At 34.3% G+C, this 22,930-nt stretch carries 26 protein-coding genes; 15 read left to right on the top strand and 11 right to left on the bottom strand.

Features of this window, described 5'->3' with window-relative positions; all coding sequences use genetic code 11:
• The 3 genes from aat to N4T20_RS07690 all read right to left on the bottom strand — a co-directional run bounded on the left by aat (position 1) and on the right by N4T20_RS07690 (position 2,077).
• Positions 1 to 639: a leucyl/phenylalanyl-tRNA--protein transferase gene (aat, locus tag N4T20_RS07700; RefSeq protein ID WP_260672474.1), complete on the bottom strand. Its 639-nt coding sequence runs from the start codon at positions 637 to 639 to the stop codon at positions 1 to 3.
• Between the two features lie 156 nt (positions 640 to 795).
• A complete protein-coding gene (locus N4T20_RS07695; RefSeq protein ID WP_260672473.1) occupies positions 796 to 1,167 on the bottom strand; it encodes a DUF3127 domain-containing protein in 372 nt (123 codons plus the stop codon).
• 34 nt (positions 1,168 to 1,201) lie between these two features.
• Entirely contained in the window at positions 1,202 to 2,077 is an 876-nt protein-coding gene (locus N4T20_RS07690) for a flavin reductase family protein (protein ID WP_260672472.1), read from the bottom strand.
• A gap of 160 nt (positions 2,078 to 2,237) precedes the next feature.
• Between N4T20_RS07690 and N4T20_RS07685 the strand changes: the two genes are divergently transcribed.
• Positions 2,238 to 3,389: a sensor histidine kinase gene (locus N4T20_RS07685; RefSeq protein ID WP_260672471.1), complete on the top strand. Its 1,152-nt coding sequence runs from the start codon at positions 2,238 to 2,240 to the stop codon at positions 3,387 to 3,389.
• A gap of 94 nt (positions 3,390 to 3,483) precedes the next feature.
• Here the strand turns inward: N4T20_RS07685 and N4T20_RS07680 are convergent, their stop codons facing one another.
• Positions 3,484 to 3,873: an HIT family protein gene (locus N4T20_RS07680; protein ID WP_260672470.1), complete on the bottom strand. Its 390-nt coding sequence runs from the start codon at positions 3,871 to 3,873 to the stop codon at positions 3,484 to 3,486.
• Positions 3,874 to 3,922: 49 nt separating this feature from the next.
• Positions 3,923 to 4,399 (bottom strand): transcription elongation factor GreA, encoded by a 477-nt coding sequence (gene greA, locus N4T20_RS07675; RefSeq protein WP_008466743.1) that lies wholly within the window; start codon positions 4,397 to 4,399, stop codon positions 3,923 to 3,925.
• 157 nt (positions 4,400 to 4,556) lie between these two features.
• Between greA and N4T20_RS07670 the strand changes: the two genes are divergently transcribed.
• The gene (locus N4T20_RS07670; protein ID WP_260672469.1) at positions 4,557 to 4,973 is read left to right on the top strand and encodes a Rieske (2Fe-2S) protein; all 417 of its coding nucleotides are present in this window, start codon (positions 4,557 to 4,559) and stop codon (positions 4,971 to 4,973) included.
• A 48-nt stretch (positions 4,974 to 5,021) separates the two neighbouring features.
• Here N4T20_RS07670 and N4T20_RS07665 read toward each other — a convergent pair whose 3' ends face one another.
• From N4T20_RS07665 to N4T20_RS07645, 5 genes are all read right to left on the bottom strand, one after another.
• Positions 5,022 to 7,205, bottom strand: a complete 2,184-nt coding sequence (locus N4T20_RS07665) for a TonB-dependent receptor (RefSeq protein WP_260672468.1) — start codon at positions 7,203 to 7,205, stop codon at positions 5,022 to 5,024.
• Between the two features lie 270 nt (positions 7,206 to 7,475).
• Entirely contained in the window at positions 7,476 to 7,880 is a 405-nt protein-coding gene (gene arfB, locus N4T20_RS07660; protein WP_260672467.1) for an alternative ribosome rescue aminoacyl-tRNA hydrolase ArfB, read from the bottom strand.
• 1 nt (position 7,881) lies between these two features.
• Positions 7,882 to 9,996 (bottom strand): DUF4301 family protein, encoded by a 2,115-nt coding sequence (locus N4T20_RS07655; protein WP_260672466.1) that lies wholly within the window; start codon positions 9,994 to 9,996, stop codon positions 7,882 to 7,884.
• On the bottom strand, positions 9,957 to 10,580 hold the full coding sequence (gene pnuC / locus N4T20_RS07650) for a nicotinamide riboside transporter PnuC (RefSeq protein WP_260672465.1): 624 nt from the start codon (positions 10,578 to 10,580) through the stop codon (positions 9,957 to 9,959). Before pnuC ends, N4T20_RS07655 begins: the two co-directional genes overlap by 40 nt.
• A gap of 20 nt (positions 10,581 to 10,600) precedes the next feature.
• Positions 10,601 to 11,329, bottom strand: a complete 729-nt coding sequence (locus N4T20_RS07645; protein ID WP_260672464.1) for a geranylgeranylglyceryl/heptaprenylglyceryl phosphate synthase — start codon at positions 11,327 to 11,329, stop codon at positions 10,601 to 10,603.
• Positions 11,330 to 11,423: 94 nt separating this feature from the next.
• Here N4T20_RS07645 and N4T20_RS07640 point away from each other — a divergent pair, with 94 nt between their 5' ends.
• The 3 genes from N4T20_RS07640 to N4T20_RS07630 all read left to right on the top strand — a co-directional run bounded on the left by N4T20_RS07640 (position 11,424) and on the right by N4T20_RS07630 (position 12,785).
• The gene (locus N4T20_RS07640) at positions 11,424 to 12,020 is read left to right on the top strand and encodes a Crp/Fnr family transcriptional regulator (protein ID WP_260672463.1); all 597 of its coding nucleotides are present in this window, start codon (positions 11,424 to 11,426) and stop codon (positions 12,018 to 12,020) included.
• A gap of 82 nt (positions 12,021 to 12,102) precedes the next feature.
• On the top strand, positions 12,103 to 12,390 hold the full coding sequence (locus N4T20_RS07635) for a hypothetical protein (protein WP_260672462.1): 288 nt from the start codon (positions 12,103 to 12,105) through the stop codon (positions 12,388 to 12,390).
• A complete protein-coding gene (locus tag N4T20_RS07630) occupies positions 12,387 to 12,785 on the top strand; it encodes a group III truncated hemoglobin (protein WP_260672461.1) in 399 nt (132 codons plus the stop codon). The genes N4T20_RS07635 and N4T20_RS07630 overlap by 4 nt, the downstream gene beginning before the upstream one ends.
• Positions 12,786 to 12,823: 38 nt before the next feature.
• On the opposite strand, the gene N4T20_RS07625 is transcribed toward N4T20_RS07630, so the two are convergent.
• Positions 12,824 to 13,474 (bottom strand): 4'-phosphopantetheinyl transferase superfamily protein, encoded by a 651-nt coding sequence (locus tag N4T20_RS07625; RefSeq protein WP_260672460.1) that lies wholly within the window; start codon positions 13,472 to 13,474, stop codon positions 12,824 to 12,826.
• 18 nt (positions 13,475 to 13,492) lie between these two features.
• Between N4T20_RS07625 and N4T20_RS07620 the strand changes: the two genes are divergently transcribed.
• The 10 genes from N4T20_RS07620 (at position 13,493) to N4T20_RS07575 (ending at position 22,608) form a co-directional block, all read left to right on the top strand.
• A complete protein-coding gene (locus N4T20_RS07620; RefSeq protein WP_260672459.1) occupies positions 13,493 to 13,618 on the top strand; it encodes a hypothetical protein in 126 nt (41 codons plus the stop codon).
• Positions 13,619 to 13,752: 134 nt separating this feature from the next.
• Positions 13,753 to 15,069: an adenosylhomocysteinase gene (ahcY, locus tag N4T20_RS07615; protein ID WP_111367939.1), complete on the top strand. Its 1,317-nt coding sequence runs from the start codon at positions 13,753 to 13,755 to the stop codon at positions 15,067 to 15,069.
• A 186-nt stretch (positions 15,070 to 15,255) separates the two neighbouring features.
• Positions 15,256 to 17,574, top strand: coding sequence for a patatin-like phospholipase family protein (locus tag N4T20_RS07610; RefSeq protein WP_260672458.1), 2,319 nt, complete (start codon positions 15,256 to 15,258; stop codon positions 17,572 to 17,574).
• Positions 17,575 to 17,832: 258 nt separating this feature from the next.
• Entirely contained in the window at positions 17,833 to 18,117 is a 285-nt protein-coding gene (locus N4T20_RS07605) for a hypothetical protein (RefSeq protein WP_260672457.1), read from the top strand.
• A gap of 52 nt (positions 18,118 to 18,169) precedes the next feature.
• Complete coding sequence (locus N4T20_RS07600; RefSeq protein ID WP_129748497.1) at positions 18,170 to 18,502, top strand: DMT family transporter; 333 nt, start codon at positions 18,170 to 18,172, stop codon at positions 18,500 to 18,502.
• 41 nt (positions 18,503 to 18,543) lie between these two features.
• Positions 18,544 to 19,503, top strand: coding sequence for a Fic family protein (locus N4T20_RS07595; protein ID WP_260673097.1), 960 nt, complete (start codon positions 18,544 to 18,546; stop codon positions 19,501 to 19,503).
• Positions 19,504 to 19,529: 26 nt separating this feature from the next.
• A complete protein-coding gene (locus N4T20_RS07590; protein ID WP_260672456.1) occupies positions 19,530 to 19,991 on the top strand; it encodes a GNAT family N-acetyltransferase in 462 nt (153 codons plus the stop codon).
• A 158-nt stretch (positions 19,992 to 20,149) separates the two neighbouring features.
• Positions 20,150 to 20,992 carry a methylated-DNA--[protein]-cysteine S-methyltransferase gene (locus tag N4T20_RS07585; protein ID WP_260672455.1) on the top strand — a complete coding sequence of 281 codons (843 nt, stop codon included), beginning with the start codon at positions 20,150 to 20,152 and terminating at the stop codon, positions 20,990 to 20,992.
• Positions 20,993 to 21,151: 159 nt separating this feature from the next.
• A complete protein-coding gene (locus N4T20_RS07580; RefSeq protein WP_260672454.1) occupies positions 21,152 to 21,907 on the top strand; it encodes an SDR family oxidoreductase in 756 nt (251 codons plus the stop codon).
• Entirely contained in the window at positions 21,904 to 22,608 is a 705-nt protein-coding gene (locus N4T20_RS07575) for a 2OG-Fe(II) oxygenase (protein WP_260672453.1), read from the top strand. Before N4T20_RS07580 ends, N4T20_RS07575 begins: the two co-directional genes overlap by 4 nt.
• Positions 22,609 to 22,930 lie beyond the last annotated feature (322 nt).

Below are 22,930 nucleotides of genomic sequence, written 5' to 3'. Positions count from 1 at the left end.
CTATTTGCTTTTTAAAATGGACATAAATTCTTCGCGATCAATTTCGCGGCAACCTAAACTTTCCAAATGCGGATTATAAACCTGACAATCCAATAATTTATAATTTTCTTTTTTCAAATATAAAGCTAAAGCAATAAAAGCTGTTTTTGAGGCATTTGAAACCTTAGAAAACATACTTTCTCCACAAAAAATGTTGCCCAAATCAATTCCGTACAAACCGCCCACTAAGGCATCATCCTGCCAAACCTCAACTGATTTTGCCACTCCTTCTTCATTTAACTTGCAGTACGCTTCAATCATTTCATCAGAAATCCAAGTTCCGTCCTGTCCTTCTCGCTTTATCTGCTGGCAATTAGAAATTACTTCTCTAAAGTTTTTATTGTAAGTTACCTTAAATACTTTCTTATTGAGAATTTTTTTCATGCTTTTGGAGATCACCAACTCATCAAAAAAAAGTACCATTCTCGGATCTGGAGCCCACCAAAGAATAGGCTCACCTTCATTAAACCACGGAAAAATACCGCTTTTGTAAGCCAACTGCAAACGTTCTGAACTTAGATCGCCTCCTATTGCCAAAACTCCTTCTTCATCAGCTTCTGTAACTGGCGGAAAAAATAAATCGTTGAATAAATAATACATTCTTTTAAAATTTCAATAATGAAAATTTCAAATTCCAAAGTTCCAGAGTAATGTCGTTTATTTAAATAAAATAACGCTCTAAACTAAAATTCCAAATCCCAAAATCACGTGAATGAATTGGAATTTGGAATTTATAATTTTGGAATTTAAACGTTTTTAGAACGGTAAATCGTCTGGTTCGTCGTCGTTTACGTTTGTTGCTGGAGCAAAAGTTTCTGCTGCTGGCATTGCAGGAGCCTGTCCTGGAGTTTCTGCCGCTAATCTTTCGATTCTCCAACCTTGAATACTATTGAAATATCTAGTTTCTCCTTGCGGATTAACCCATTCTCTTCCTCTTAAATTGATAGAAACTTTTACTGCATCTCCTTGTTTATAGCTACTCAACAAATCGCATTTATCTTGCGTAAATTCGATTAAAATATGCTGTGGATACTGCTCCTCAGTAGTAACAACTAACTCTCTTTTTTTGAATGAGGCACTAACTTGCTGCTCTGGGTTAACCACTTTTACTTTTCCTGTAACTTCCATCTTCGTCTATATTAATTATTGTTTCTATTTCTTTTTATTTTTTAGCTAAAAGCACTTTCCAAGCCGATTCTACATCGCCATTATCCAAGTATTTTTTGGCTTCTAAATGTACTTTTTTCTGGTCGTCAGAGCTTAAAACTCCTTTGACTGCGAAATTTTCCTTCACAAATATACTAACTTCTTCTTTTGTAGGCAAGGCTTCTATATTGCCAAGTTTGCCTAAATCATTCCCATCGAAAACGGGGCTTTCTTTTACAAAATCTGGTATCGCGTCTACGCCAACCCCCAGTGTTGTCAAGGGTTTTGCGACTTCAAAGAGCCCTTGGTTAGATCTTGAATACCAATTATTTCCAAGTCTTGAAACCAAATCAATTTTATGCTGATCGATTGCTCCATTTTCATCTAAAATAGATTCGTGAATATGGATTTTTACCACTTCGCACAAAATCAAATTTCCTGCCCCACCTTCTGTTCCTAACGGAATAATCTGCGTAACCCTGCATTCAAATTGAACAGGCGACTCTTTTACACGATATGGTTTTACTAAATCTGACGGAATCTGCGTTAACCCTGCTTTGATAAATTCGTTTACGCCGTCTGCATATTCTGTACTTGCCAATGAAGTCTGCTGCACCAAATCGTAATTGACAACATTTATGACCACTTCACGAGTTGCTTCGGCATTAATCAGTGTATGTTTAATCGTATTGTCTCGAACACGTCTTGAAGGCGAAAAAACCAAAATTGGCGGGTTGGCACTAAACACATTAAAAAAACTAAACGGAGATAAATTCGGAATCCCTGCTTCGCTTATTGTGCTTGCAAATGCAATAGGTCTAGGTCCAATTGAACTCTGCAGATAGCCTTGCAATTTGGCCGTTGGAATCTCTTTTGGGTTAATGCTGATCATACTTTAAAATTTAGACAGAATCTCATTTTAGCAGCTACAAAAGTATTGAAATGGTTTAATTAGATGAAATAGTTTTACAGATAAAATCGAAAAATCTTTCAGTATCGGCAAAATATAAAATGTGTATATTTCGTTATATTTATACCTCAAAAAAACTGATATGTCTTTTTCTGAAAGAACAAATACAACCCGCTGGATTATTATTTCTGTTTGTTTTATAATCATTTCTCTAATTCTTTGGAACACATACACTTTCTTCCAAATTTTTAAAAACGAGGAACGCTTAAAAATGAACCTTTTTGTGAAGGCTCAAATTACAATTGTAAATGCAGATGAAAATACCGATGTAGAGCTTCCGCTTCAGATTTTCAACAATAATACTTCAATTCCGGGTATAATCATGCTGTATGATAAAGTGGTAAGTGCCGTAAATGTTCCTGACGAAATTCTTAACGATAAGAAAAAAAGAACCGCTTTCTTGAATAAGCTGAAAAACGAAAATGAGCCTATCACTTTTGAGTATGCTCCAGGAAAATATCAGACGTTATATTATGGAAACTCTTCATTACTGAATAAACTCAAGTATTATCCAATTGCCCTGCTTTTGATTATATTTTTATGCATTGCATTGATTTACAATTTTTACAAAAGCACTAAAATGGCAACCCAAAACAAACTTTGGGCGGGAATGGCAAAAGAAACGGCACATCAGATTGGAACACCGCTTTCTTCATTAATTGGCTGGGTAGAAATATTAAAAACCGAAGATATTGATCCTTCTATTAGCATTGAAATAGAGAAAGATATTGAACGCCTGCAGACCATTACAGATCGTTTTTCTAAAATCGGTTCTGTGCCTGTTTTAGAACTTCATGATATTGTAGAAGAAACAAAAACGGCTTATGAATATTTACAATCTCGTTTTTCGAAGCAAGTTGCCTTTTCATTTAACGCTCCAAATTCTCCAATATTAGGCATGATAAACCCAACTTTGCATAGTTGGACTATCGAAAATTTGGTTAAAAATGCGATTGATGCCATGAAGGGAAAAGGAACTTTAGACCTTCAAATTGAACAAGACGCACATCATATAAAAATTAACATTAAAGATTCTGGAACTGGAATTCCTAAAAAACAATTTAAAACCATTTTTGAGACTGGTTATACAACCAAAAAACGCGGCTGGGGTCTTGGGCTTTCTTTAACCAAAAGAATTGTAGAAGAATATCACAACGGAAAAATCAAAGTTTTACATTCTGAAATTGGAAAAGGAACTACTTTTCAAATTGCTTTAAATAAAAAAGTGCAGTAAATTTATCATTACTGCACTTTTATTTTCTATATAATTTTCAAACTTTATATGTCTTCGACTCCACTCAGCCTGACAAGCTTATTCTATTTGAATCTTACAAATTTGATTGAATATCTTTCGCTAAAGCTTCAAACTCTTCTTTTGAAAGCGAAACTTTATCAATAAAACGCATCTCATCCATATGGTTTAACGGAATCAAATGTACGTGTGCGTGAGGCACTTCAAGTCCTACAACTGCAATTCCGACTCTTTTGCATGGAACTGTTTTTTCTAAAGCTGCCGCCACTTTTTTAGAAAACTTCATTAATCCTAAATACAGTTCTTCATCCATATCAAAAATCTTATCGATTTCTTGTTTCGGAATACAAAGCGTATGTCCTTTTGCGTTTGGATTTACATCTAAAAATGCTAAATAATTATCGTCTTCAGCAATTTTGTATGCAGGAATTTCTCCGTTTACTATTTTAGTGAATATTGATGCCATTGTTTATTTTTAAGTCTTAATAGGTGATTGCTTCGTTCCTCGCAATAATTTAGTCTCTTGTGATCTCAAGAATTTCAAATTTCAAAACTCCGTTTGGAACTGTAATTTCTGCTACTTCTCCAACAGATTTTCCCAATAAACCTTTTCCGATAGGAGATGTCACAGAGATTTTACCTGTTTTTAAATCTGCTTCGCTTTCAGCAACAAGAGTATATTTCATTTCCATTCCGTTGCTTTGATTTTTGATTTTCACATTTGATAAAACCAAAACTTTAGAAACGTCTAGTTGAGATTCGTCTATTAATCTTGCGTTTGCATATACTTCTTCAAGTTTAGCAATTCTCATTTCTAATAAACCCTGTGCTTCTTTTGCTGCATCATATTCTGCATTTTCAGACAAGTCACCTTTATCTCTTGCATCTGCAATATCTTGAGATGCCTTTGGACGCATTACACTTTTTAAATGCTCCAATTCATCTTTTAATTTTTTTAATCCTTCTGCTGTATAATAAGATACTTTACTCATAACTTCATCGTTTATATAAATACAAAAAATCCCATCGCGACGGGATTTTCTTACCACAAATATACTATAATTTTTAATAGTACATAATTATATGTTAATCATATAGATTTCAAATCTAAATAAATTATTTTTGTTTTAACTAATTCTTATTCAAATAATGAAAAAAATCTGGTTCTTTATCGCATTTACCGCAGTTTTATTTGCTTGCAGTGACAACAACAGAAGCAATAACAATCCGTACATTCCTAATTATTCGATAAACGCTTATCTGGACACTAATCTTCCCACCTATAACAAATTAATATATCCGAGCAATCCTGTATATGTTGCCAATTTTGGCGCAAAAGGAATTATCGTAATGAAAACTGGAGAAGGAACTTATACAGCTTTTGATGCTGCCTGCCCAAACCAAGCTTTAACTTCGTGCACAGCAATGACAATTGAAGGAATTTACGCTGTATGCCCTTGCGATAAAACTCAATATAACCTGTTTACGGGACTAGGCGGAAAGGAATATCCGATGAAACAATATCGCGTCGAATCTTCTGGAACAGTAATTCATGTATACAATTAAAACAAAAAGCCTGAAAATAGTTTCAGGCTTTTTTGTGTCTTGGCTTCATTAGAATTTTAAATTCAAACCAACTAAGAAATTTGTTCCCGCTTGCGGATAATAGTAAGGGTAAACATCCCACATATATCCATTTGAAACATATTTTTTATCGAAAATATTATTCACCAAAGCTGTGATTGTTATAGATTGAAAAATCGTTTTTGGTTTAATTTCGTAAGATGCATTAAAATCGTTTACAAAGTAATCTGCCAATTTTGCTGCCGGAAGTTCAATATTGTTCATGTATTGCTCTCCCACATATTTTTGCAGTAATGAAAGATATAATCTCTCTATCGGTTTATATACAATCACGTTTCCTGCAATAACTTCTGGAGAATAGGCGATTTTGGTTGTACCATAATATTCGCCATCAACTGCTAAATCAACATTTTTGTTGCTGCTTAAAGTAAAGTTTGGCCTTAAAGTAAATTTCTCAGAAAGTGCAATTGTCGCATCAAATTCGAAACCTAAACGGTAGCTTTTCTCTGTATTAGCACGAATTGGGTTTCCTACATCGTCCAATCTTCCTGTTAAGATTAATTGATCTTTGTATCCCATATAATATACATTTGAATTCAATTGAAACTTCTCTGTGTTGAATCTCCAGCCTAATTCAAAATCATTCAGTTTTTCAGGCTTCACATTTCCGCCTTCGTAATCGGTTCTATTTGGTTCACGATTAGCTCTTGCGTAAGAAAAATATAAAGTGCTATTTTGATTAAAAGCGTAATTTAAACCTGCTTTCGGATTGAAGAAATTGAAAGTATCATCTACCAGACCAGTTTCTGCGCTATTGGCTTTGTAACGAACTCTTCTATATTGCAGATCGCCATAGAAACTTAACTTTTCTGTAAATTGATAATTTGCTTTCGCGAAAACATTACCATCTGTTTTTGATGAATAATCATCGTAATAATGAGCCCCCAATGCTGATTGATCCGAGTATTGAGCCCAGATCACTTTTCCGAAATGATCTCCTTCATATTTATTCCAGCCTCCTCCTAAAATAACATTTAGTTTTTCGGTCACATATTTAGCAGAAAAAGTAGTTCCGTAGAAATCATTATCCAACCATTTTTGGCGAATCAAATCGGTTACTGGAACTAAATCTCCATTGTCGTCTTCAAGTGTTTTTGTTGGTTGAATTGGTCCATATCCTGCAACAGGCTCATCTTCTTTATAGTTTTCGTAATAGCCTTTTCCTTTTGTATAATGAAATGCCAAGTTTGTACTCCATTTATCAGAAATCGATTCACTCCAGTGCAATTGATAATGATCCTGATTGTAATTATCGGTTTCGTTATCATAGAAATGTACATTTCCTGCATCGTCTGTGTACATTCCTGCCGAGTTAAAAGTACGATTTGTGTTTAACGTCTCTCCATCGATTCCATTCCAAGATTGATACGTTTTTTGAGTTCCTCCAAAAACCAATGCTTTAATTAAAGTCGTTTTACCAACGTAAGTTCCCTGCAAGAAATATGATTTTAAATCTGCGCTTCCACGGTCAATATATCCGTGAGATTTTATTGCAGACAAACGTCCAGCAATTTCAAAATGGTCATTTAATAAACCCGTACTAAATTTTACCGTGTTTTTAAAAGTATTGAAAGATCCAGCAGAACTTGAAATTTCACCTGTCGCTTTTCTTGCATAACTATCCGTCAGCATATTTAAGCTTGCTCCAAATGCTCCTGCTCCATTTGTTGATGTTCCAACACCGCGCTGCAATTGTAGACTTTCTACAGAAGAAGCAAAATCGGGCATATTTACCCAAAAAGTTCCTTGACTTTCAGCATCATTGTACGGAATTCCGTTTATGGTTACGTTTACACGCGTAGCGTCACTTCCACGTACTCTAATTCCGGTATAACCAACACCGTTACCAGCATCTGAAGTTGTTACTACCGAAGGAAGATAGTTCATCAAGACTGGAATATCCTGACCTAAATTTCTAAACTTAATCTCCTTTTTATCCATATTGCTAAAACTCACAGGAGTCTTTGACGTAACACGAACCGCAGAAACTAAAACATCATCCAGCTGATTCACTTTTGTAGAATCTTGCTGCTGTGAAAAAGATAAAAGAGTAAAAAGAAAAGAAAATGTAGAAAAGATAAATTTGGTTTTGTTTGCAAAAACCTCTGTGCCTTTGTACCTCTGTGCCTTAGCACCTTGAAAAATAGTTTTCATTCGTAAAGAATTACGAATAAAAGGGGGAATTATTCTTTTGTTAAATTAATAAATGTGTTTCACGACAAAATAAAGTGTGCACGCTCGATAGTGTCGTTTTTCCCTTAGCAACATTACTCGCTCAGGTTCTTTGGGTATGATCTCAGCTCGTTATTTGGAGCACCCCTTTGAGACAGTGCAAATGTAATGTTAAAAATTCCAAAAATCAAATTCCAAATTCCAAAAGCCTTAGAGGTCTTCTTTTAGAATTTGGAATTTTAAAATTGATATTTAATCTAAATTCGGTCTTCTTCGAGATTGCTTTAAATCAGAAAGAGTCTTCTTGTCTTTAATTCTTTTCTTAATTACAGCTTTCGGGACTTTTGTTGCCTTTCTGACTTTTGGAACATACAATCCTTTTTTGATAATTTCCAGAAATCGTTTGGTTACAATTTCTTTGTTTTTAAGTTGGCTTCGGTCTTCGTCGCAATTTAAAATTAAGATATTTTCAGAAGTCAATCTTGATGCAATATTTTCTTGCAGAAGTAATTTTTCTTCATCAGACAAAGTTTGAGAAGCATTCAAATCAAAACTCAGAACTACTTTTGACGAAACTTTATTCACGTTTTGCCCGCCAGAACCGCTGCTGCGAACGGCCTTAAAATTTAATTCTGATATGATTTTTTCTGAATCCATATTATTGTGGCTGATGCGCTGCTTTCAACAAATCGTTTACCGTTTTTACTGGGTTAAAAGTAATCAGAGGGACGGCAACAAAAACGGTCAGCCAATTGGCCATTGATCCATTCCATAACCCTGGCAATTCGTAACTTTTCACTGTTTTTCCATCGACACTTTTCTCTACAATAAAACCTGCTTTTCGATCGACAAATTGCAATAGGTCAAATTTCTCTTTTTTATAGTTCTTAATACCGCAAACCAAATCTACTGGATTAAAATGTGTCGATTCTGCTAAAATTGTCTGCTGTTTCTTATTAGTCAAATCTACTTGAGAAGTTTCAACAATTTGAAGAGAGCTTACTCCTTTATCATTCATTACCCAAAATGGGCCACCTCCAGGTTCTCCTTCATTTTTCACCATTCCGCAAACACGAATTGGCCTATCTAAAAGTTCTTTTATTTTGCTTATTTTATTTTCAAAAGTAAATTTACCGAAATCAGCATTCATCTCAACATTGAGTTTTTCCTTTAAAAACAAGATAATTTCTGCCAAATGATTTTCTTCAATCTCTTTCTGGTCAATTAATTTTAAATACGAAAAAATTTTTTGCTGTACTTCAATTAAAACACCTGCTAGTGCTTTTTTGTACAAGGTAATTTTATCAATATGATTCTGAATTACGTTGTCTATATTTTTAATAAAAATTACATCTGCCTCTAGGTTATTCAAATTTTCGATTAAGGCACCATGTCCTCCTGGCCTAAAGACTAAATTATCATTCTTATCCTTAACTAATTTTTTTTCTTCATCAATAGTAATGGAATCTGTGCTTTTATTTTGGTATGAATACCCAATATTAATTTTAACACCAGAAGGCTCTTCAATCTTTTCTATAACTTCATTAACTCCTTTATAAAACAAGTTTTGGTGAATTTCTGAAACTGTAAAATGCAAATTGGAAACATTTTTTGAAGTAGCATAATGTACGCATTCATTTAAATGCTCTTCAATCGGATTCGCTATATGTGTTTCATACAAATGAAATGGCAATACTGCTTTTGGTTTATTGGCAAAATCAAAATAGTCAGGAGACAATAACAATTTTATAAAATAATAATTTTTGTAATCTCTCTCAAGGGTTTCAAAATCAGGATAAACTTCTCTTAATTTTTGATCTATTGCTTCAAAAAAAGGAAACTTTTCCATTCCGATAATAAAAATAGCAAGCTCTTTATCTTTTTTTCTGTTAATGTAAGCGTTTATAGTTTCTTTTTGAATATCAAAATCATTTAGAAAAGTGTTCAAAAATTTGAACATTCTCGATGCGGCACCAGAGGCAGGAACAAACTTTTTAATTTTTAAATTTTCTTTCTGTTTATCAAAAAAGATTGCTTTTTCTTCAAAATCTTTTTCAGATAAGCTCAAAATACCATTATCAATTCTCGCTGGGCTTAGTAAATTACTCTTAGCAATTCCATTGTCAAAAATTTCGAGCTGTTTTATAACGTTCGCAAAAGGAATTCCTCTTTCATAAATTTGAACAAAATCTGAAGAAGAAAAGCCTTTTTCTTTCGCAATAGTCAAATTATCAATAATAGCCGTTGCTTTTGCCAAGCGCGTTTCTTTGTCACCAGATAAGGTTATGAAAGGCTTTTTAGTGTCTATCAAAGTTTGTTTAAAAACAGAAAAGACAGTTTCGCGCCCTTCAGGAGTATCGCGAATATCGTCTTTCTCCCACGGCACATCAATGTCAGTCAGGAAAAACAAATCGTATTCGTGTTTAAGCGCCGCTTCATTTAAAAGCGGATCGCAAAAACCATAATACATTTCAGAAAAGACTTTGGTCACCATCAAATTCGTATCGCAGAACAAGTATTTATTTGCGCTTGCCAATTTTTCGTTTTCCAACGCTGTTTGTCCATACGCAATAGGCATCATATCATCGGCTACGCAAATGTGCTTATTCTCCTCCCATTTTTCTTGCAGATAGTCACGTGCAAACTCGGGAACCCATTCGGTTTCGTAGTAATCTGCAAGCTGTTTTGCTAAGGTTGTTTTTCCTGTACTTTCAGGTCCAAACAAAGCAATTTTTATGATACTTGTTTTTTGCTGTCTAAGATCTTTCTCCATTCTAAATAAGCTGAAATAGCCAAAATTGTAAAAATTATATATTGAAGTGACAGCATCCCTAAACCGCGATAAGCGTAGAGAGGCACAACAACAATATCACCAATAATCCAAAGTGTCCAGTTTTCTATTTTTTTTCTGGCCATATACCACATTCCTGCGAAAAATATTCCAGACGAAATCATATCGACATAATTGTCTGGATGTATTGTATAATCGAAATATTTATAAATCCCGAAAACTACAAAAACAGTCACTATAAACAGTAAGATTCCGATTATTTTTTCATTAAAATTGGTACGGGTAATTGGCAGATTTTCTTCAACAGTTCCTCCTTTTGCCCATACATACCAGCCGTAAATGCTCATTATTGAAAAATAAGCATTAATAATCATGTCTCCTATATAACCTGCAATATAAAGCAGATAAACTGATATAACCGTCGCTATCAAGCCTGTTGGATACACCCAAATATTTTCTTTTTTTGCAAACCAAACACTTAAAATTCCGCATACAAAAACTAAAAACTCTAGGGCAATATGCCATAGAGGTGCATTTTTGTAACTATCTAGAAAAAAATCTATCATCTAAATGTGGTGTTTGACATTTATAACTCAAAAAAATGACTGTTATTTTCAAAGGCAGTTCCAATGACAACCAAATCTGCACCAGCTTTATATGCTTTTTGAATTCCGTGCAAATCTACAATTCCTCCACCAACAATAACAGGAATTTGAATATTTTGAGAAATCAGTTCAATCATTTCTGTCGGAACAGGCTGTTTTGCACCGCTTCCCGCTTCTAAATAAATGAGTTGATTTCCTAACATTTCTCCTGCCTGAGCTGTCGCCAAAACCAAATTAAGATTTTCACGGCTTAGCGGCTTTGTTTTGCTTACACGCGCCACAGCAGTTTCGTTGCCGCTTTCTATCAAAATATATCCTGTAGAAATAACTTCAAGATTTGTTTTTTTAAGAATTGGAGCCGCTTGAACCTGATACTCAATCAAATAATCTGGATTTCTTCCAGACAGCAAAGACAAAAACAAAATACCGTCTGCCTTTGGTGAAATCTGCGAAGGGTCTCCTGGGAATAAAACAACTGGCAAGTTTGTTTTTTCTTTTAATGCCGCAATTAATTCTTCCAAAATAGCATTCTGCACAATACTTCCTCCCACAAAAATATGGGTTGCAGGCGACTGGTTAATTTTCTCAATCAAATGGCTTAAATTTTCCAGTACGATTTTATCAGGATCCAAAAGCACTGCCAATAATTTTTGACCATTGCTTTTTGCTTCTAAAATCTGTTGTCTAATTGTGAGAATCTGTTCTTGCATACGGGGTGTAAAAGTAAAAGATTTTTAATGCAGAAGAACTATTTTGAATGAATTATATTTGTTGAACGTCTTTTGATAACGTAAACAACACATTATGATTACAGTTGAATTGCTAGAAAAATACGGAGTTATAACAAAATCATTTGATAAAAATGATATCATTTTTGAAGAAGGGAATCTGCCATCACATTATTATCAAATTATTTCTGGCGAAGTAAAAATGAGCAATTATAATGATGATGGCCGCGAATTTATACAAGGCATTTTTTATAATAAACAATCTTTTGGTGAACCTCCGTTATTTCTAAATCAAAAATATCCAGCAAACGCAATAGCTGTTGAAGATACCGAGATTTATATTCTTCCAAAAGAAAACTTCATGAAGCTTTTAGAAGAAAATCCAAAAATAAGCCTTAAGATAATAGAAAATCTAGCCCAGAGATTGTATTATAAATCGGTCATGGCTGCCGAAATTTCGACGCATGAACCAGAGCATCGCGTTTTAAAATTGATCGACCACGGAATCGCGTATTTTAATTTTCAAAAGGACGAAAATGGCTATCTCATTAACTTTACCAGACAGCAAATTGGAGATTTAACTGGTTTGCGGGTAGAAACTGTCATCAGGACCATTAAAACATTGGAGAAAAAAGGTGAATTGAAGATCATTAACCGAAAAGTATACAGATAAAAAAATTCTCGTTTTATGATTTTAATCATAAAATGGAGTGCTATTGCGGTTGTAATTTTGTTGATATAAAAAACTGAATATCATGACACTATATCAAACAACATTCGACATTTTCAATAGAAATTATATGGGTTCTGCTGCCATGGCAGTAATTGGACAAAGCTGCTTAGGAGGCGCTGCAGCCATGTACGTTTTAGCCAACGGAACTTCTATCCCGCAAATGATTCAGCTGGCAATTATAGTTTTGGCCTGTGTTTTTGCAAATACTTCTATATTGGCGCAAATGAAACATAAAGTAGTTTTCAATCTTATTATGCTAAGTGGAGCTTTAAGTTTGTTTTTTATACTTTTAAATAGTTTTATTCTATGAAAAAACAAATAGAAAATAGAACCGATGTTTCCTTTTTGGTTCATCAGTTTTATGCTAAAATAAGAGCCGACCAAGAAATCGGCTCTTATTTTAATGAAATGATTTCTGATTGGAATGCGCATCTCGAAAAACTGACTGATTTTTGGGAAACCAATCTATTTGGTGTTCGCAAATACAAAGGAAATCCCCATGCTGTGCACAATGAAGTCGATGCTCATTTTGATGAAAAAATCACTGTGAACGAATTCGGAATCTGGCTCAATCATTGGTTTCAGACCATTGACGAGCATTTTGAAGGAGAAAACGCCGAAACATTAAAAAGACGCGCTCGTAAAATGAGCACATTTTTATACATGAGTATGTTTCAGCACAGGCAAAAAGAAAGTGAAATTTAATTACCCTGCAAAGTCATTGCTAGGAAAGAACTTTGTGATTACTTCTCAAAAGTATAAACCAAAGTAAATGTTCCTTCAAAATTATCCGATTTGATTTCCTGATAATGCACATCAAAATCCTTAATCAAATTATCAAAATGAAGACTTGCCTTGGTTTGGGATTCTCCTAGAGAAAAGTTGCTCACATTAATATGATCTTTAAAACTTATCCCTTTTTCATTTCTAATTTTAAAAATTGCCTCTTTGGCTCCCCAGATAACGGTAAGTTTTTTTATGTATTCTTCTGTAACATTAGACTCTAAGTAATCACATTCAAAATCGGTAAATTTATCTGCAATCCTCTGTATTTTCTCTCGCTGCAGTTCCATGTCAATTCCCACAGTTTCATGACTTATAATTATAGCAGCAAAATGATAGGAATGTGTTATCGATATGTAATTATGACAATCAAAATACGGTTTTCCAAACTCATCATAATGCAGGTCTTTATCTGTAAAGCCCATCTCCTGAATAAGCATTCGCACACTTAAGAAAGCACGCTGATGCATCTGCGATTTCATTCCGTCAAGCCTGCGCTGTGTCTTTTCTTTCAAGGTTACTCTGCTATACAATTCCTCAAAAGATTCGGTTATTTCCCAAATTAATATTTTAGTATTTTCATTGAATTGTATGGTCTGAAATAAAGGCATTACGTTTTAATTATGATTATGAATTATTTTTCTTTTGAAAATGAAATTTCTAATCGAATGTCTGATCTTTTTAGCCCTGATGGAAGCGGCATCCTTTTTCTGGCTTCTTTAGCCAGGAAAAGATATAGCGGACAGCAGGATTAGCTCCTAAAGACCTTTATAACTAACATTCTAGAGATTAAGAAATTAAAGATTTCACAAATCTTACAGAAAATAGTAAAATTCAAAAGGTATTATGTAAATTTGCAAAAATTTTACAATATACAAATATACTATAAATGAGTACTACAACTACGCCTTATGTGGCTTATAAAGTAAAAGACATTTCTCTAGCGGCTTGGGGAAGAAAAGAAATTGAACTAGCTGAAGCTGAAATGCCAGGTTTAATGGCACTTCGTGCTGAATACAAAGACGAACAACCATTAAAAGGTGCTCGTATTGCTGGATGTTTGCACATGACGATTCAAACTGCTGTTTTGATCGAAACTTTAATTGCTCTTGGTGCAGAAGTTACTTGGTCTTCTTGTAACATTTTCTCTACTCAGGATCAGGCTGCTGCTGCTATTGCTGCTGCTGGAATTTCTGTGTATGCTTGGAAAGGTTTAAATGAAGAAGAATTTGACTGGTGTATTGAGCAGACTTTATTCTTTGGTGAAGACAGAAAACCATTAAACATGATTCTTGATGACGGTGGAGATTTAACTAACATGGTTATTGACCGTTACCCAGAATTGGTTCCTGGAATTAAAGGTCTTTCTGAGGAAACTACAACTGGTGTTCACAGACTTTACGAAAGAGTAAAAGCGGGAACTTTACCAATGCCTGCTATCAACATTAACGACTCTGTTACTAAATCTAAATTTGATAACAAATACGGTTGTAAAGAATCTGCAGTAGACGCTATTCGTCGTGCAACTGACTTAATGTTGGCTGGAAAAAGAGTAATTGTTTGCGGATATGGTGACGTAGGAAAAGGAACTGCTGCTTCTTTTAGAGGTGCTGGTTCTATTGTAACAGTTACTGAAATCGATCCGATTTGTGCTCTGCAAGCTGCAATGGACGGTTACGAAGTTAAAAAATTAGATACTGTAATTGCTAATGCTGATATTATCATTACAACTACAGGAAATAAAGATATCGTGGTGGGAAGTCATTTCGAAAAAATGAAAGACAAAACAGTTGTTTGTAACATCGGACACTTTGATAATGAAATCGATATGGCTTGGTTAAACAAAAACCACGGTGCTTCTAAAATCGAAATCAAACCTCAGGTTGACAAATATACTATCGCTGGAAAAGATATCATTATCTTAGCAGAAGGTCGTTTAGTAAACCTTGGTTGTGCTACAGGTCACCCAAGTTTTGTAATGAGTAACTCATTTACAAACCAGACTTTAGCTCAAATCGAATTATGGAACAATAGCGCAGCTTACAAAAATGAAGTTTATATGTTACCAAAACATTTAGATGAAAAAGTTGCTGCTTTACACTTAGCTAAATTAGGCGTTGAATTAGAAACTTTACGTGAAGATCAAGCTGCTTACATTGGTGTAGAAGTTCAAGGTCCATTCAAACCAGAGTACTACAGATACTAATTGATTTTAGATTGTAAATCTTAGATTTAATCACATATTCAAACCCGACAGGTTTTATAAACTTGTCGGGTTTTATTTTTAACAGACAAAAAAGATTTCTATAAAAAAGATACTTTTTAAAGAATATCTCTTAATTTTAGTAATTAAAATAAGTTACTATTTCTCAACTACATAAATACTGTAATCTTGAAAAAAACATCTTATTTATTCGTCTTCTTATTTTTACTAGCCCTCCCGCACTTTCTTTTTTCTCAAGAAAAAAAGCCTAAAGTCGTATTAGTTTTAAGCGGTGGCGGTGCAAAAGGAATTGCACATATTCCTCTTTTGCAAAAACTGGATTCGCTGCATATTGTTCCAGATCTTATTGTCGGAAACAGTATGGGAAGTATTATAGGCGGTTTGTATGCAATGGGATATTCTGGTGATAGCATAGAAAAAATCACTAAAGACATTTATTGGGATAAGCTCTTGGGCGGCGGACAATCTCTACGATCTGTAAGTGCTGAAGAGAAACGAGAATTTCAACGATATTTAGTAGGCATCGGCGTTAAAGACGGAAAACTCAACAGTATTGGCTCTCTATTAAATGACCAAAATCTAAGAGAATACCTTTCCGAATTAACTTTTCCGGTATATAATGTCAAAGATTTTGACAGTCTCCCGATTCCCTTTAGGGCTATGGCTACAGACTTGGTAGAAGGAAAAGAAGTTATTTTAAGCAAAGGAAGTTTATCCTACGCCATGCGTGCCAGTATGTCGCTGCCTGCTATCTTCAAACCGATGCCTTACGGAAAAACAGTTTTGGTAGATGGTGGAGTTTTGAATAATTTCCCGACAGATGTTGCCAAACAAATGGGTGCCGATATTATCATTGGAAGCGACGTTGGAGGTGGAATGGAACCTGTCGATAAGCTGAATAATCTTATGACTATATTAATGCAGACCAGTATGTTTCCGAGTAACATTAAAAATCCTGCAAATCGCGATTTATGTACAATACTGGTTGATCATTTACCTAATCTGCGTTTCTCTACTGCCGATTTTGCCAATAGCAACGAAATCTACAAGGATGGTAAAATTGCTACCAATCAAAATCTTCCCGCTCTAATTGCTCTATCAGAAAAGTTAAAGAGATTTCAGCAACGAACTCATAAACTGCCAGATATGCCAAATGAGTTTATTCTAGATACGATTGTGTACAAGAAAATAAGTCCTGAAAACCTTCCTTTAGTGATTGGTAGGGCAAACCTGAAAACTCATGTAAAATATACCACCAAAGATTTGATAGCTGGGATTAACAGAGCAATGGGGACAAATCTTTTTGATGAGATTACGTATAGTTATTTCATTAAAGACGAAGATAAATTAGGCATCACACTATTCGGATTTGAACGTGCTAAAAATCAGTTAAATACTTCAATTCACTATGATACTTACAGAGGTGTCGGAATAATTTTTAACTACACAGGAAGAAATGTGCTTGCAGATGCATCAAGGCTTCTTTTAACGGTGGACATTGCCGAACAGCCAAAAGCGAGAATCAATTACCAGAAAAATTTTGGAGGCCACAGAGAATGGTGGTGGGCATCAGAAGCATATGGCGCTTTGCTGAGACAGGAAATTTATATTAACGGTAAAGCTTCAGACAATATACTTTATAACGCTTTCGAATTCAACAATGAAATAAACAGAAATCTGAATTCTCTGAAAAGTTATTTTGGTTTTGGACTAAACTATCATTACACTAATTTAAAACCAAAATACGACAGAGAATACAATCCAAACTCAATTTCATTGACTAATTACGACTTTAATAACATCGAATTCAATATGCATTATTCTTATAATGGCATGGATAAAGTTTTTTTTGCGACAAATGGAACAATCATAAAATCAAATGTAGCCCGATCATTTCTTACCAATATTAACTCTTCGTTTTCTGATCCAGATATTACAAACATCTCTGGCTCAACAAATGGCTACACAAAATTTGGCTTTAGTTTTGAAAAAAGAGCACTTCTCAAAAAGAAAATTACTGGAATAGTAGGATTCGATTCTTATTTTATTTTTCAAGACAAGCTCAAACATAATGATATTCCGTTTTCAAATTTTGGTTATGCATCAAAATACTTCATAGGCGGCATCATACCAAGTTCAGGAAGTAATCGTTTTTCATTCGCAGGTTTGAACGAAGACGAACTTAATGTAACCCAATATATGGGGCTTAGACTTGGCTCTCAGATAAATCTAACCGGGAAAATTTATCTGACGCCTCATTTTAATATCGCAACCGTTGGTTTTGGCACTTTTAACGAGTATATAGATCATGCCTTTAGCCCAAAAGGAAACTGGGATGATAATTTTGACCCTAGTCTAGTAATCTCTGGAGGAGCCGCAATTTCCTATCAGTCCATTTTAGGCCCAATCCATTTTGATACCTCTTGGATCAATAATATAGACAAAGTAAGAGTATTTTTTAGCGTAGGATTATCGCTAAACCCATAAAAGAAATAGTCAAATCTAAAATCGCATATCAGAAATCTAAAATTAATCTGGACGTGCCATAATTTAAGAAAAGGCCTAATATGCTTTGCCTGCATTAGGCCTTTTCTTAAATCATGTCGGGCTATCCGCGCTACTTCGGTAGCTAGCTCCTATCCCTCACGCAAACCAGAAATCATAAAAAGCATTATTATTTATGACTCCAAAAATTATAAATTTAAATTTGAAAACTCTTAACTTATAAAAAGGCAAAAGAAAATTATGATCGAAAAAGTTTTATGCGAAATACATGGTACAAAAGAAATGACTTTTGGCTGCATTCACATTGCAATGGCAATAGATTCAAAAGAAAAAGTAGGCTTTTACTATTCAGAAGCCGAAGAAGATCTTCCTCAAATTGCTTGGTGTGGAGAATGCGAACAATGGCTTCTCGACAATGGTGAAGAGTGGACAGATGTTTTTCAAGCCAGAGCCGATTTTAAAATGTTATGCATGGATTGTTATAATGAGGTAAAAAACAATGAAACAGAAATTCATATTCGATAAATAAATTACTTCCCGTCTGGCACAAAACTTAACTTTGTAAAAAACAGAAATCATGAAAAATTTTTTATTCCTATTTATTGCTATTGTTTTCGAAATCATTGCCACCTCAGCATTAAAAAAGTCTGAAGAATTCACCAAACTCATCCCAAGCATCATTACTATTATTGGCTATTGCGGTGCATTTTATTGTTTAAGTTTTGCCATTAGAACCATTCCCGTTGGTTTTGCCTATGCAATCTGGTCTGGGGTCGGCATCGTTTTAATCACGATAATTGGCGCTATTTTCTTCAAAGAAATTCCCGATTTACCAGCTATCATTGGCTTAGCTTTAATCATAATTGGGGTTGTTGTAATTAATGTTTTTTCTAAAACCGTAGCGCATTAAATCAAAAAATATTATTTTTGATAGTATCAAATGATACTATCATGAAACCTCCTTATGACATCACACCTAACATATTAAAACTAATAAGTTCCATTTCTGAAAAAATTGGAGCCTTAAATGCCGTATACCTTGACAAACAGTCTCCAAAACTAAGAAAACAGAATAGAATTAAAACGATACATTCTTCATTACAAATTGAAGGGAACACTTTATCAGAAGAACAAATAACTGCATTAATTGAAAATAAAAGAGTAATTGGTCCTCAAAAAGATGTACTAGAAGTCTTAAATGCAATTAGAGTTTATGATGATTTAGAGAAATATAAATCGACTTCTTCTAAAAGCTTTCTAAGTGCCCATCAATTATTGATGAAAGACCTAATTCTAGATGCTGGAAAATATCGAAAACAAGGAGTGGGAATTGTGAAGGGAACAAAGGTTGCGCACATAGCTCCTCCTTACGAGAATGTTCCTTTTTTAATGAATGATTTATTTGAGTATTTAAAAAATAAAGATGAACTAACTTTAATAAAAAGCTGTGTCTTCCATTATGAGATGGAATTCATTCATCCTTTTCTAGATGGAAACGGAAGAATGGGAAGATTGTGGCAAACCATTATTCTGATGGAAGAATATCCTGTTTTCGAATTTTTACCTTTTGAGACATTGATAAGTAAAACACAGGATAGTTATTACAAATCTTTAGCTATGAGTGACAGCAGCGGTAAATCAACTTATTTTATTGAGTATATGCTAGATGTGATAAATAAATCATTAGAAAATCTACTTAATTACGATAATAGAATAATAAAAGACATTGACAGACTAGAATACTTCCATTCTCTTGGAATTAAAGAATTTACCAGAAAAGATTATATGCACGTTTTTAAAGATATTTCGCCAGCTACTGCAAGCCGTGATTTAAAAAAAGGATTGAAACTCAAACTTTTTGAGATTACAGGAAATCAAAACACTGCCAAATATACTTTAATTAAATCTTAATATTTCATCAGCCAATATCATAAAAGATGAACATCCGTAGAGCCACACTTTCAAATCTTACTGAAATGCAAAAAATGTATGCCGAAACCATTCAATCTATTTGTAAAAGCGATTATACTCCAGAACAAATCGAAGCTTGGATTTCTGGCGTTAAAAACAAAGAACGATGGATTGAAGTTATCGAAAAACAATTTGTTTTATTAGCCATTATTGAAAATCAAATTACTGGATTCGGAACCTTAAAAGACGGAAACTATATTGATTTCTTTTACATTCACAAAGATTTCCAAAGACAAGGAATTGCAGATAAAATTTTAAATGAATTGGAAATCGAGGCTAAAAAGCATCATTCAAAAATTATAACTTCAGACATCAGCATCACTGCAAAACCATTTTTTGAAAAAAAAGGTTTTACTGCAAAAGCCGAGCAAAAAAATATTCGTTTGGGTGTTGAATTAATTAATTTTAAGATGGAAAAAGAATTGTAAAAAATTTTGTTTCAAGTTTCAAGTTTCAAGTTTCAAGTTTCAAGTTAAGTTGGAACGTGAAACGTTAAACCTGAAACTTGAAACAAAAAAACAAAGCAAGTTTCGGATTTTATACCTGCCAAAACCAATCGATCTTTGTATTATAAAATGGAAAGAAAATGAACACACAGGAAACCATTAATTATAATCGTATTGCCGAAGCCATAGATTATATCAAAGCAAATTTTAAAGATCAGCCTAATCTGGATGAGGTTGCAGAGAAAGTACATTTAAGCCCGTTTCACTTTCAGAGGCTTTTTAGCGAATGGGCAGGAACAAGTCCGAAGAAGTTTTTACAATACACAAGCATCGAGCACGCCAAAAAATTACTGAAAGAAAATCAGGCAACCGTTTCTGAAACCGCTTTTGAAACAGGACTATCCGGAACAAGCCGCCTTCACGATTTATTCGTAAATATTGAAGGAATGACTCCAGCAGAATATAAAAACGGCGGAAAAAATCTAGCGATCAACTACAGCTTTGCCGAAAGCCCATTTGGAAATATTATCGTTGCATCTACCTCAAAAGGTGTTTGTTTTATGGCTTTTGCCGAAGACGAAGCAGCAGGGTTTATTGCCCTAAAAGATAAATTCCCAAATGCTCAATTCTCGAAAAAGCTAGATTTATCGCAGCAAAATGCACTATTTATTTTCCAAAACGATTGGAGTAAATTATCTGAAATCAAACTGCATTTAAAAGGAACCGATTTTCAGCTGAAAGTTTGGGAAGCTTTATTAAAAATCCCGATGGGACAGCTTTCCACTTATGGTTCTATTGCACAACAAATTCAAAAACCAAACGCTTCCCGAGCTGTAGGAACTGCAATTGGCAGCAATCCTGTTGCCTTTTTAATTCCGTGCCATCGCGTGATTCAATCTTCTGGAACATTTGGAGGCTATATGTGGGGAAATACCCGAAAAACAGCAATAATTGGCTGGGAAGGCGCGCACATCAATCTTTAATTTTTTTTAACCACTAATTCACGAATTATTTTTTAAATCTATGCGAATAGAATTAGTTTAATTCGTGAATTTGTGTCTAAAAACTAATCCCAAAACCGCAAGTTTCGGATTTTTTACCCTTTCCGATTTTAGAAACTTTGCATTCTAAAATCATAAGAAATGGAAAAATTACAAAACAAAACTGCTTTTATTACAGGGGGCACCAACGGAATGGGATTTGCAACTGCTCAAGAATTTATCAATAATGGCGCAAAAGTAATTATTACGGGACGCAGTGAAAAAACGGTAAATAAAGCTGTTGGGGAATTAGGAAAAAATGCATTCGGAATCGTATCAAATGCCGGGCAATTATCAGATATTTTCGAACTTCAAAATCAAATAAAAAAGCATACCAGCAAGATAGATGTTTTGTTTGTAAATGCTGGATACGGAAAGTTCAATTCTATTGAAAACGTAACAATCGAAGAATTTAATGAGGTTTTTGATATGCTGGTCAAAGGAACTTTTTTTACCGTACAGCAGATTTTGCCATTAATGCCAGAAGGGAGCTCGATTATTTTAAATACTACTTTTTTAACAGATATCGGCCAGCCCAATATGTCAATTTATACAGCGGCAAAAGCTGCGGTTCAGTCTTTTATCAAAACTTTTGCTGCCGAATGCACTTCAAAAAAAATACGTGTAAACGGAATCAGCCCGGGTTATATTGCCACAAATATTTTTAATAATACAGGCATGAGCCAGGAAAATATTCAAAATACAATTGATGCTGTTACTCCTACCCTGCCATTTCAACGTTTTGGAGAAGCATCTGAAATTGCTAAAACAGCACTTTTTCTAGCCTCAGATGATGCTTCTTACATTCACGGAATTGAGATAAGAGTTGACGGCGGCCTATCAAAAACAAAATCATGAAAACAAATATAGAATCTTTAAACTGGGAAAACATAACGGAATTAATGCACGAAAACGGATTTGCTGTTCTTGAGAATATGCTAAGCAACGAAGAATGTGAATCTTTAAAAGCCAATTATCCAAATCCCGATTTATACAGAAAAACGGTTGTAATGGAACGCTACCGATTTGGTTTAGGCGAATACAAATATTTTGATTATCCGCTTCCAGATTTAATTCAGAACATTAGATCTGCAATCTATCCCAAATTGGCACCGATTGCCAATTCCTGGATGAAAGCTCTAAATATTAATACCGTTTTTCCGAACCAGCATCAAGAACTATTAAAACAATGCCACGACAATAATCAACTGAAAGCTACAGTTTTAATTCTAAAATATGGCAAAAGCGGTTTTAATACTTTGCATCAGGATTTGTATGGCGATGTTTACTTTCCTCTTCAAATTGTGCTTTTTCTTTCAGAACCTGACGAAGATTTTACAGGCGGCGAATTTGTTCTTACCCAACAAACGCCAAGAGCGCAATCTAAAGCGATTGTTTTGAAACCCAAAAAGGGAGATATTCTTGTTTTTACGACCAATTTCAGACCTGTAAAAGGCACTAAAGGTTATTATCGTGTGAATATGAAACATGGCGTGAGCGAAGTGCATTCGGGCGAAAGATATACGCTGGGAATCATTTTTCATGATGCATTAAATTAAGGTACAAAGGTGCAAAGGTTCAGAGGTTCAGAGGATCAAAGGTTTTGAACCATCGCATATCTGTAGAGACGCACTGCAGTGCGTCTACGTAACGCAAATCTGTAAAGGCATTTTCCTCACAGATACCGTAGATTTAAACAGACTTTTAATAATAATTCTTTTAATCTGTGGCAAATTAAAAACCAATCTTTGCATAGACGCTGCAGTGCGTCTCTACCATAAAATTAAGAAAAAAAGGTGCAAAGGTTTAGAGGATCAAAGGTTTCGGAACCATCGCATATCTGTAGAGACGCACTGCAGTGCGTCTGACGCAAATCTGTAA

Origin of the sequence: Flavobacterium sp. TR2, assembly GCF_025252405.1 — a bacterium.
GTDB lineage: Bacteria > Bacteroidota > Bacteroidia > Flavobacteriales > Flavobacteriaceae > Flavobacterium.
This window is presented reverse-complemented; position numbering and strand designations above follow the sequence as displayed.

Bases quoted from the DNA above. Each gene is read 5' to 3' on its own strand.
- aat (WP_260672474.1), bottom strand. From the start codon at position 639: ATGTATTATTTATTCAACGATTTATTTTTTCCGCCAGTTACAGAAGCT.
- N4T20_RS07695 (WP_260672473.1), bottom strand. From the start codon at position 1,167: ATGGAAGTTACAGGAAAAGTAAAAGTGGTTAACCCAGAGCAGCAAGTT.
- N4T20_RS07690 (WP_260672472.1), bottom strand. From the start codon at position 2,077: ATGATCAGCATTAACCCAAAAGAGATTCCAACGGCCAAATTGCAAGGC.
- N4T20_RS07685 (WP_260672471.1), top strand. From the start codon at position 2,238: ATGTCTTTTTCTGAAAGAACAAATACAACCCGCTGGATTATTATTTCT.
- N4T20_RS07680 (WP_260672470.1), bottom strand. From the start codon at position 3,873: ATGGCATCAATATTCACTAAAATAGTAAACGGAGAAATTCCTGCATAC.
- greA (WP_008466743.1), bottom strand. From the start codon at position 4,399: ATGAGTAAAGTATCTTATTATACAGCAGAAGGATTAAAAAAATTAAAA.
- N4T20_RS07670 (WP_260672469.1), top strand. From the start codon at position 4,557: ATGAAAAAAATCTGGTTCTTTATCGCATTTACCGCAGTTTTATTTGCT.
- N4T20_RS07665 (WP_260672468.1), bottom strand. From the start codon at position 7,205: ATGAAAACTATTTTTCAAGGTGCTAAGGCACAGAGGTACAAAGGCACA.
- arfB (WP_260672467.1), bottom strand. From the start codon at position 7,880: ATGGATTCAGAAAAAATCATATCAGAATTAAATTTTAAGGCCGTTCGC.
- N4T20_RS07655 (WP_260672466.1), bottom strand. From the start codon at position 9,996: ATGGAGAAAGATCTTAGACAGCAAAAAACAAGTATCATAAAAATTGCT.
- pnuC (WP_260672465.1), bottom strand. From the start codon at position 10,580: ATGATAGATTTTTTTCTAGATAGTTACAAAAATGCACCTCTATGGCAT.
- N4T20_RS07645 (WP_260672464.1), bottom strand. From the start codon at position 11,329: ATGCAAGAACAGATTCTCACAATTAGACAACAGATTTTAGAAGCAAAA.
- N4T20_RS07640 (WP_260672463.1), top strand. From the start codon at position 11,424: ATGATTACAGTTGAATTGCTAGAAAAATACGGAGTTATAACAAAATCA.
- N4T20_RS07635 (WP_260672462.1), top strand. From the start codon at position 12,103: ATGACACTATATCAAACAACATTCGACATTTTCAATAGAAATTATATG.
- N4T20_RS07630 (WP_260672461.1), top strand. From the start codon at position 12,387: ATGAAAAAACAAATAGAAAATAGAACCGATGTTTCCTTTTTGGTTCAT.
- N4T20_RS07625 (WP_260672460.1), bottom strand. From the start codon at position 13,474: ATGCCTTTATTTCAGACCATACAATTCAATGAAAATACTAAAATATTA.
- N4T20_RS07620 (WP_260672459.1), top strand. From the start codon at position 13,493: ATGAATTATTTTTCTTTTGAAAATGAAATTTCTAATCGAATGTCTGAT.
- ahcY (WP_111367939.1), top strand. From the start codon at position 13,753: ATGAGTACTACAACTACGCCTTATGTGGCTTATAAAGTAAAAGACATT.
- N4T20_RS07605 (WP_260672457.1), top strand. From the start codon at position 17,833: ATGATCGAAAAAGTTTTATGCGAAATACATGGTACAAAAGAAATGACT.
- N4T20_RS07600 (WP_129748497.1), top strand. From the start codon at position 18,170: ATGAAAAATTTTTTATTCCTATTTATTGCTATTGTTTTCGAAATCATT.
- N4T20_RS07595 (WP_260673097.1), top strand. From the start codon at position 18,544: ATGAAACCTCCTTATGACATCACACCTAACATATTAAAACTAATAAGT.
- N4T20_RS07590 (WP_260672456.1), top strand. From the start codon at position 19,530: ATGAACATCCGTAGAGCCACACTTTCAAATCTTACTGAAATGCAAAAA.
- N4T20_RS07585 (WP_260672455.1), top strand. From the start codon at position 20,150: ATGAACACACAGGAAACCATTAATTATAATCGTATTGCCGAAGCCATA.
- N4T20_RS07580 (WP_260672454.1), top strand. From the start codon at position 21,152: ATGGAAAAATTACAAAACAAAACTGCTTTTATTACAGGGGGCACCAAC.
- N4T20_RS07575 (WP_260672453.1), top strand. From the start codon at position 21,904: ATGAAAACAAATATAGAATCTTTAAACTGGGAAAACATAACGGAATTA.